Source organism: Psychrobacter sp. T6-1 (assembly GCF_052258445.1).
In genome coordinates, this window is sequence record NZ_JBQQFC010000846.1 from 1 (window position 1) to 512 (window position 512).

The 512-nt window shown below is 49.6% G+C and carries 1 protein-coding gene; it reads left to right on the forward strand.

What is annotated here, in order from left to right; all coding sequences use genetic code 11:
* Window positions 1–512 (forward strand): zinc-binding dehydrogenase (locus ACTXGO_RS16680; protein ID WP_443575262.1); only part of this gene is annotated, 512 nt, incomplete at both ends.

A 512-nucleotide genomic window follows, 5' to 3' on the forward strand; every position in this document is an offset into this window, starting at 1 on the left:
CTAGCAGATGCAGACTATGTCGGTATTATCCCTGAAAGCGTCGACTCGGTAGAGATTGCACCTGTGTTATGTGCAGGAGTCACAGTGTACAAAGGTCTTAAAATGACCGAAACCAAAGCCGGTGATTGGGTGGTCATCTCTGGTATCGGCGGTCTTGGTCACATGGCAGTACAGTACGCGGTGGCTATGGGACTAAACGTAGCTGCGGTCGACATTGATGATGATAAGCTTGCGTTCGCCAAAAAGCTCGGCGCAACAGTCACTGTCAACGCCAAAGATACTGATCCTGGCAAATTCTTAAAAAAAGAGATAGGCGGCGCTCATGGAGTACTGGTGACAGCCGTTTCCTCAAAAGCGTTTGAGCAAGCGCTTAGTATGCTGCGGCGCGGCGGTACGTTAGTTTGTAATGGTCTACCTACAGGCGATTTCCCTGTCTCTATCTTTGACACCGTTCTGAACGGTATCACTATTCGCGGCTCAATCGTTGGTACGCGTCTTGATTTGCAAGAGTC